At 39.6% G+C, this 8,116-nt stretch carries 9 protein-coding genes and 1 pseudogene; 9 read left to right on the forward strand and 1 reads right to left on the reverse strand.

Annotation, left to right across the window (positions count from 1 at the left end):
- The 5 genes from E0485_RS23935 to E0485_RS23955 form a co-directional block, all read left to right on the forward strand.
- A partial coding sequence (locus E0485_RS23935; RefSeq protein WP_165921279.1) for an acyltransferase family protein occupies positions 1 to 620 on the forward strand: 620 nt, incomplete at its 5' end.
- A 284-nt stretch (positions 621 to 904) separates the two neighbouring features.
- A complete protein-coding gene (locus E0485_RS23940) occupies positions 905 to 1,558 on the forward strand; it encodes a lysozyme inhibitor LprI family protein (RefSeq protein ID WP_132420569.1) in 654 nt (217 codons plus the stop codon).
- A gap of 260 nt (positions 1,559 to 1,818) precedes the next feature.
- Complete coding sequence (locus tag E0485_RS23945) at positions 1,819 to 2,613, forward strand: aminoglycoside N(3)-acetyltransferase (RefSeq protein WP_132420570.1); 795 nt, start codon at positions 1,819 to 1,821, stop codon at positions 2,611 to 2,613.
- 96 nt (positions 2,614 to 2,709) lie between these two features.
- Positions 2,710 to 3,342: a hypothetical protein gene (locus E0485_RS23950; RefSeq protein WP_132420571.1), complete on the forward strand. Its 633-nt coding sequence runs from the start codon at positions 2,710 to 2,712 to the stop codon at positions 3,340 to 3,342.
- 99 nt (positions 3,343 to 3,441) lie between these two features.
- The gene (locus E0485_RS23955) at positions 3,442 to 4,356 is read left to right on the forward strand and encodes an alpha/beta hydrolase (RefSeq protein WP_235857698.1); all 915 of its coding nucleotides are present in this window, start codon (positions 3,442 to 3,444) and stop codon (positions 4,354 to 4,356) included.
- Positions 4,357 to 4,533: 177 nt separating this feature from the next.
- Here E0485_RS23955 and E0485_RS23960 read toward each other — a convergent pair.
- A pseudogene (locus E0485_RS23960) lies at positions 4,534 to 5,355 on the reverse strand (aminotransferase-like domain-containing protein); the annotation flags it as partial.
- 27 nt (positions 5,356 to 5,382) lie between these two features.
- On the opposite strand from E0485_RS23960, the gene E0485_RS23965 reads away from it, so the two are divergent.
- From E0485_RS23965 to E0485_RS25375, 4 genes are all read left to right on the forward strand, one after another.
- The gene (locus E0485_RS23965; RefSeq protein ID WP_235857699.1) at positions 5,383 to 5,658 is read left to right on the forward strand and encodes a GNAT family N-acetyltransferase; all 276 of its coding nucleotides are present in this window, start codon (positions 5,383 to 5,385) and stop codon (positions 5,656 to 5,658) included.
- Positions 5,659 to 5,957: 299 nt separating this feature from the next.
- Entirely contained in the window at positions 5,958 to 6,428 is a 471-nt protein-coding gene (locus E0485_RS23970) for a hypothetical protein (protein WP_132420572.1), read from the forward strand.
- 274 nt (positions 6,429 to 6,702) lie between these two features.
- Positions 6,703 to 7,827, forward strand: coding sequence for an IS110 family RNA-guided transposase (locus E0485_RS23975; RefSeq protein WP_132420291.1), 1,125 nt, complete (start codon positions 6,703 to 6,705; stop codon positions 7,825 to 7,827).
- Positions 7,828 to 7,935: 108 nt separating this feature from the next.
- A partial coding sequence (locus E0485_RS25375; RefSeq protein WP_207911048.1) for a hypothetical protein occupies positions 7,936 to 8,116 on the forward strand: 181 nt, incomplete at its 3' end.

Genomic DNA, 8,116 nt, shown 5'->3' on the forward strand with positions numbered 1-8,116 from the left:
CTATATTACTCTTTACGCTCTTTGTTGCCGTTGTTACTTTTGTAATTCGAATTTGGTATCCTATCGACCACTGGGTAGGCTTTCTTGGAATAATACAAACTGAATTTGCGCATGTGCCGCAGTATGCCAGTTTTTTTATCCTTGGGCTTTTAGCTGCGAGAAGAGGATGGATGGGAAATATACCCAAATCCCTTGGGCTTAGTTGGCTTGCTATTGGTGTTATCCTTGTTATAATAATGTATTCTGGCAAACTGAGTTTTTTTCAAAAAGGCGGATTTACTTGGGGAAGCCTAGCCTATTCCGTCTTTGAAACATTTCTGTGTGCAGCGTTATGTATCGGAATAATTTATTTATTTTATGTGAAATTCAACAAAGCAAGTATACTGTTTCAAAATCTTTCATCCAATACATTTACTGTTTATGTTATTCATGTACCAGTTGTCGTTATTTTGCAGTACGCATTCGAAAACTTGAGTATGTCAGCATACGTTAAGTTTCTATTAGTCACCTTTTTTGGTATTATTTTAAGCTTTGGTATAAGTCATTTTATCATTGGAAAGATTGCATACCTAATAAAATCTTATAATAAACGTAAATCATCAAAAATGATAGATTGTTAATGAACATTAATACAAGTAACCATTGAATATATAAAGAATAGACTTTGGAGAAGATTCAAAGAAGGCAAGAACTTCCTATAGCACCGTGTTCCCACTGCGGGGCATCCGCCCCTTGGTCTGCATGAGGAATTTCGAGGAAGCATATTCAGCAGACACACCTGCACCGACTAACCGCATCGCGGCCGCCCCTATCGGGGCTTAAGTCGGTGAGGCGTCGGGAACACAACAACGTTACGCGCCATTACTTGTAAATATTAAAGATAATATATTTAAGGAGTTAATTTATGAAAGGTAAGATACTTTTATTATTTTTTATTACGATAATGTTGTCATCTTGTCAAAATAGTAGTCAATCGACTTCTTTGGACATCGAAACTAAATCAATAATGAATTCTGAACTGCCTCCTGATGTAGTGAGTACAGGTAATGGAACAGAATCGAAAGAAATAACTGAAGGTCGATCAGATCCTTCTAACAATATAGTGTTATCCATGAGCATTGGGAACTATGAATTGAAAGGAGATTTTTATGATGAAATGCTTCGAAATCCTATAGATCATGATTATGATGTGGAATTTAATGAATTTCAAAATTCCGAAGAGATTACTACAACATTGGAATGGGGGGCGTTGGAAGGCAAATATACAGAGATTTGGGATAAAGAGTTGAATCAAATATATAAAAAGCTTCTTTCTAAATTGGATAGTGAATCAAGAGAAGCACTAATTGAATCGCAGAAAGAATGGTTACAGTATCACTTAAAGGAATCAAAATTTGTAGAGAATACATTTATTTATAATCGTTACCTTGGAACACAAGGACCGGTAAGCCTAGCAAAGGTTACACGGGAGAGAATTAGGGAAAGAACAATGCAATTATTTGAATATCGATATTTGTTAGATCGTGAAGTTGAGTTTTTATACCAAAGTAAACAATAGAGTTATAATCTTGATCAAAGGTTTTTAGGTGACGCTTCGAAGTCAGTAACGGCGCATAACACGATATTCACGCTTCGGGCCATTCGGCCCTCGGTCCGGCAAGGGCATTTCGGGGAAGAGGAGGCAGCCGGACAACTCTGCACTGGCTAAGTCCGGCGGACCCGGGGCATGCGCCCCTTAAGCCCAGTGAGGGTTCGTGAATACAAAGACGTTATCGGAAAGACTCGCTTTTATTAAACAAATTTTTTGAGGAGATAAAAATGGAAACATCAAGTGCTTTGCAGACGAGAAAGACAATTATTGATGATTTAAGACGAATTGGTGTAAGAGAGGGAATGACTTTGATAGTCCACTCCTCTTTGAAATCTTTAGGGAAAGTTGTAGGTGGGCCTGTTACTGTTATATTAGCATTAGAAGAGGCAGTAGGGATGAATGGAAATATTGTTATGCCGACTCAAACTGAACATCTATGTGAACCAACGGAATATAACGATAGCTTGACCGTAGAGGAAATTAAAATAATAAAAGAAAATATGCCCATATATTACCCTGATATAACACCGACTTCGTATATGGGGATTATTCCCGAAACATTCAGAAAACAAAATGGAGTGCTCCGAAGCTCACACCCCCATGTTTCATTTGCTGCTTGGGGTAAAGATGCTGAAAGAATAACGGGAAATCATAAATTAGATTATGCATTAAGCGAGACTTCTCCCCTAGGTAGGATCTATGAATTAGAAGGATATATTCTATTACTAGGAGTTCCGACGAATACAAATACCTCATTACATCTGGCTGAATACAGACAGAAAAACACTTTTATGAAGCCTAAAGTTTGGGGAGTAAAAATGCCTGTGGATGGAAATGAACAATGGACTACATATGATGATATTAATAATGAATCTGATGATTTTAACAAGATTTTTGATGAGTTCAAATCTAACACAAACATAGTAACAGAAGGACTGGTAGGAGAAGCTGTGAGTTATCTGATACCACAGAGAGAAATGGTTGATTACGCCTTGGGATGGATGAATCGGAATAGAAGATAGGTTATAAGCATTGAGAGAAATATCATGGAAGGCAAGTCCTTCTGATAACATCATATTTACGCTGTGTCACTAACTTTAAGTCTGAAGAGGTGAAATATGATTAGAGGAGTAATAATCGAAGGGTTGTCGACCACAGGAAAAACATCAGTCTTTTCTGCAATAAAGAGGTTACATAGTCAAACACACAATGATGAAAAAACGATAATCGCAATAAGTGAACACTATTCGCAAGTTTTGCATTCATACCGAGGTGTCTTAAGATCGATGGACAAGGATGAACATATTCAACTTTTAAATCGTCATATTGACTATCTTGAGCAACAATACAATTGGATTGATTCACTTGGTCATACGAAACCATCAAACGGTATATTTTATCTTTTGGAGAGGTTCCATATAAATCATCGAGCGGCATTTATAGAATCTACAGAAATTGAGATGCTCGAAAACCGACTATCTAGGATGAATGCAAGCTGTGTACTCTTAACATTGTCTCAAGATGCTGATGAGCCCAGATTTATCGAAAGTCGTGGCGAAGCTTGGAAATCATTTGTAATGGAAAACCGCTCCACAGTAACAGAGGCATGTCAGAAGTTCTTAGAGGATCAGGAGAAACTTCGCATTTGTGCAAAACAATCGCTAATTCCTACTTTAGAGATAAACACAGACGAAGCAGACTGGGATTCTTATGCAAAACAAATACTCATGGAATTAAACGGGGAACGGTAACTGCGGTGGCTGGTACATAAAAATAGAGGATTTGAGTAATCGACAGTGAATATATAACAATTTACTGTGCTACAGTTATTTAGGAGGGGGTAATTCATTATGTTGAAAAAATATGTAATCGCTCTTTTTATCATGTCTACCGTATGCTTATTTGTAATAGGGTGTTCTGCGAACAATGCCCCTGCAATCGATAAGAATAATTCATTATCATCTTCGGAAATTCAAAAAATAACCTTTTATAGTAAATCTCTTGAGCAAGAAAAAAAGATGAACGTTTACCTCCCAAAGGGTTATAGTTCTGAAATACAATACCCTGTTTTATACCTTATCCATGGGTACTCAGGGGATGAGACGGATTGGATACCCGGTCTTGGGATCGATCAAGCAGCAGACAAATTAATCGAGGCGGGGAAAATTGTACCGCTCATTATGGTTTCTCCTGAGCTGGATAATAGCTACGGCATTAACTCTGCTCAAACCTACTCTGTGATGAATCCTGGAGATCCAAACTCGATTTATAACGGTATGTATGAGGACTATTTGTACAAAGATGTTATTGAATATGTCGATAGTCATTATAGTACATTAGCTAAACGCGAGAGCCGTTACATCGGCGGAATGTCAATGGGTGGTTTTATTAGCTTGCATACTGCTTTCTTGCATTCTGATATGTTTAGTAAGGTAGGAGGACACAGTCCTGCTTTATTCATGAACGATTGGTCTGCAACTGGCGGTGAAAATGGTTTGAAATCTTTCCTTTATCCAACCGAAACAGTCCGAGAAACCCGTGACCCACTTATTCTTGCACAAAATCTAGATTTATCAAAAATGAAGGTATATTTGGATTGTGGGGACCAAGATGCTTTTAAGTTTTACGAGGGTTCGGAAGAATTGTATTCTATTCTAAAAGCTAAAGGAGTTTCCGTTGAATATCACTTAAATGAAGGAAAACATAATGACGACTATTGGAAATCGATGATTGATAATTATTTGCAATTTTATGCTGGGAAATAATGATAGAAGTACATGAGACCATCGACTACGGTCATGGTGACATAATAGCAATCGATAGAGCAAAAGAAAAGAGCAAGGTTCGTGGTCATTTTTCCACGAGCGCTTACTCTTTTTGCTATGCTGTTATCCAATTGAATAGTTTGCAGGTACAATTGGAAGTGGTATTTTTTCATCCTTTTAAACACTGTCTGCCAATTCAACAAGCCTCTTGATGCCATCTCTCAATAGCTGCTCATTCAGATAGGAATAGCTAAGGCGTATCCATGATTTGTACTCCTTAAGCGGATCGCAAATCGCTCCAGGCACAAAGGTAATTGATTGCTTGATGCATGTACTGAGTAAACGTTCAATCTCTACCGTTTCTGGAAGCTTAACCCATAAGTTGAATCCGCCTGCAGGGGAGTTCCACTGCCAATCGGTAGCGGACAATTCCTGTTCTACGATATCCTTGCGGACCGCAAGTGCAATGCGAAGCTTCTCCATATGCTGCTGCAGCCGCTCGTTGAAAAAATAATGCAGAAATATTTTCTGATTCACCAAAGGCGTCCCGCTGTCCGACAACAATTTGGCTTTTATCAGGTAGTTCATGATAGAAGGGCGGCACGCAACGATGGCGATCCCGAGACCGGGAGCGATATATTTGGTGAAGCTGCGAAGATAAATGACCCATCCTGCCGTATCGTAAGCAAAAAGAGACCGTGGCGGCTCTTCACCAAAATAGATGTCGCGGTAAGGATCGTCCTCTAATAGCAAACATTGATACCTCTCAGCAAGCTCAACGAGGCTTATCCTTTGTTCGGCGGGTACGATGTAGCCTGTTGGACTTTGAAAGGTAGGATTTAGATAAAACAGTCGCGGTTTGTAGGCTTGCATCAGCTTCTCCACCTGATCCAGATCGTAACCGTACGGGTGGATCTCGACCGGAACGATAACCGCGCCTTGTCTTCTGAAAATATCAATCGCCGTGCTGTAAGTAGGACGCTCTAACATAACGACATCGTTGCACTCGTGCCAACTGGAGCTGGCGTGTTCGAGCTTTCGAAGAAGAGCGTTACACCCGAGTTGCGGGGGCGCGGATACGGACGGAAGATCATTCATGCCGCCATTAACCACGCACGTGTGCTTGGCGCAACATCGCTATTTTTGGGCAGCAGCACCAAGCTACCGAACGCTGTTCAACTTTATGAATCGGTTGGATTCAAGCACGTTCCTGTCGAGCAGATCGGGCCTATGCCCTATGTAAGAGCGGATGTGTTTATGGATATGGAACTAGTGAATACAAAGACAATATTATCGACGTAGATGTAAAATTAAACCATATCGATATGTGAACCTGACTGAATCATGAATTTCGTCAGGTTCTTTCTGCATTCTGGCACTTGTTAATTCAAAGTAATCTAAACAAACATAAATATTTGATTATAAAAATTATAAACGCATAGTTAAGTTCTCATCGGAAGTTAAAGAGATGCTATTTTTGTTAAACTAAAGGGCAGGATAGTTCAAAAGTTTCGCGAATACCCTACATATGGAATTGTTTACGAAGTTCGTGAATACAACGTTATATGAAACCGGATCAAATACAGATTTGGAGGTAAATCATGAAGAGGATTAGAAAACCATTATTCTTCACCATTTTCCTGAGTATTCTAATTACATTTACTGTAAGTTGCAGCAATGATGAAAAGAATACTCCAAACGATATTGATAACATCAGATTGGAAATGACTGAACAGAGGGAAGATCAAAATGGAATGATCTACACTCTAAGATTACAGAACAAATCTAAACAAGTAATAAAACAGAACAATGTATATTTGAGTTTCCCAATAAAAATTGAGAATGGGTGGAAAGGCAATGAATTTAAAATTGAAGCCAAAAACAATAAACTCAATATTAAGCCAGGAGAAGAAATACTTCTTAGTGTAACCGTGCCATCGGAAATGTATAAAGGAATTAATAATATTGACTTAAAGAATCCGAACATTGAGATTAAAGGATATATAAATGAAGTTACTGAATTAAATCAATTTCATATAGGAGGAGGATATCAAGCAATGATTGGTTTTTGAACGTAACGCTCCGAAATGTCCGGCATCATACCAACGCCGTATTCACGCTGCGGTCGCTTACGCGACCTTGGTCCGCCCGAGGCATTTCGGGGAGCGGGATCAGGCGGACAACTCCTGCGAGGCTAAGTCAGTCGGACCCGGCAGCAAGCTGCCTTAAGCCTCTCGGGTTCGTGAGTTATTATGACGAGACCAGCTCCAATTGTACAACGTAGGTTATTAAAGTAGTTGGATAAACTATTTTAACAGAGCTATAAAACAGAAGGAGCTGGTTACTATGAAGTATGCCCAAAAATATGTAGGAATGGATGTTTCAAAGGATACCATTGTCATAGCGATTGCTGAAAGTGGAAGAGAAGAAGCACGTTATTGGGGAAGTATTCCGCATAAGCCAGAGGCAGTGAGAAAACTAATCAAACAACTGGGTGACAAAGAACAAATTGAAGTATGTTATGAAGCAGGCCCGACAGGATACGAATTATATAGATGGTTAACAAGTATGGGCGTGAAATGTAGTGTAGTAGCCCCATCACTAATTCCTAAGCGTGCTGGAGATCGAATTAAAACAGATCGCAGAGATGCCATGCGACTAGCACAATTATTCAGAGCAGGAGAACTAACAAGTGTTTATGTGCCAGATCGAGACACAGAAGCACTAAGAGACTTAGTTCGAGCAAGAGAAGATGCAAAAGAAGATTTGCATCGAGCAAGACAACGGATCCTAAAATTTATGCTACGTCATCAAATATACCAGCCGTCAACTATTAAGAAGAGATGGACAAAAAGCTACAAAAAGTGGCTTGGAGCAATTAAATTTGAACGATCAAACGAACATTTTGTATTTCAAGATTATCTACAAGTCGTATTAGAAAGTGAAAAAAGGCTAGAACGAATAGAAAGGGAAATTGAGCAACAAAGTGAAACAGCACCCCAGGCAGAAGTAATCCAAGCGATACAGTCATTAAGAGGAGTTGGGCTTGTAACAGCAGTAACATTAGTGGCTGAAATAGGCAGTTTTGCACGATTCCGTTCGGCACAACAACTAATGGCATATGCAGGGATCGTGCCACGAGAAAGATCAAGTGGAGAAACGAACTGGAAAGGAAAGATTACAAAGTCAGGCAACGCCCATGTCAGGAGAGTAGTAACAGAAGCTGCATGGCAGTATCGGCATCGTCCAGCGATGTCAGCAAGAATGCAAGAAAAAGGTCATAACCAAAGTGCAGAAATACAAGCAATAGCTTGGAAGGCGCAGCATCGTCTTCACGAGAGATATTTCAGGCTTATTATTCAACGAGGGAAGCAAAAATGTGTAGCCATAACGGCAGTTGGAAGAGAATTATTAGGATTTATATGGGCGGTAGCTAGAGAAGTAGAGCAATGTAAGAAAGCAGCAGCATAGGATCAATTAGCAAAGAGGAGAAAAATAAAATGAATTTTTGGGCCCGAAGGCAACGCGGTAGTGAGAATAAGATTCGCGTCTTGTATTTGTACTAGCCAAAGGGTAAATGTGCGTCGTGAGTTAGCGAGCAGATTCTCAGACGGTCGGATAAAATGTGGTAACCAATCCACGGATATCAGTGTGCCAACTGTCGAAGTTGATTGTTGCCTTCGCGCCGAGAAATTCAGTCAAAAAATGGGGCTTGCAGAGTCTCGTCATATCAATACAAGAGACGTTATAGGAAATCAGC

This window comes from Paenibacillus albiflavus, assembly GCF_004344915.1.
GTDB classification, from domain to species: domain Bacteria; phylum Bacillota; class Bacilli; order Paenibacillales; family NBRC-103111; genus Paenibacillus_AM; species Paenibacillus_AM albiflavus.

Bases quoted from the DNA above. Each gene is read 5' to 3' on its own strand.
- E0485_RS23950 (WP_132420571.1), top strand. From the start codon at position 2,710: ATGATTAGAGGAGTAATAATCGAAGGGTTGTCGACCACAGGAAAAACA.
- E0485_RS23955 (WP_235857698.1), top strand. From the start codon at position 3,442: ATGTTGAAAAAATATGTAATCGCTCTTTTTATCATGTCTACCGTATGC.
- E0485_RS23975 (WP_132420291.1), top strand. From the start codon at position 6,703: ATGAAGTATGCCCAAAAATATGTAGGAATGGATGTTTCAAAGGATACC.
- E0485_RS23940 (WP_132420569.1), top strand. From the start codon at position 905: ATGAAAGGTAAGATACTTTTATTATTTTTTATTACGATAATGTTGTCA.
- E0485_RS23970 (WP_132420572.1), top strand. From the start codon at position 5,958: ATGAAGAGGATTAGAAAACCATTATTCTTCACCATTTTCCTGAGTATT.
- E0485_RS23945 (WP_132420570.1), top strand. From the start codon at position 1,819: ATGGAAACATCAAGTGCTTTGCAGACGAGAAAGACAATTATTGATGAT.